General features: G+C 43.9%; 1 pseudogene. It reads right to left on the reverse strand.

From position 1 onward, the window contains the following. Positions 1-58 precede the first annotated feature (58 nt). A pseudogene (locus V6255_RS18325) lies at positions 59-230 on the reverse strand (tryptophan synthase subunit beta); the annotation flags it as partial.

Genomic DNA, 230 nt, shown 5'->3' on the forward strand with positions numbered 1-230 from the left:
TCGCTAAATGTGCGTGTTGCGGACCATCAGATGGAAAATCAAGACCTTCTGAAATTTAGTATGACTCTTGAATTTGACCTTGGTCATCTTTCATCATTAATGATTTCATACCGAAGAAAATGCCGTCAGTACCACACGCGATTGGGCAACCATGCTCACCTGTCTCAATACCATGGGCACCAGGTTCAACGCCAATCAACTCAATCCCTTCGTCATCAATAAAGTCGCTG

Source organism: Psychromonas arctica (assembly GCF_038155225.1).
GTDB lineage: Bacteria > Pseudomonadota > Gammaproteobacteria > Enterobacterales > Psychromonadaceae > Psychromonas > Psychromonas arctica_B.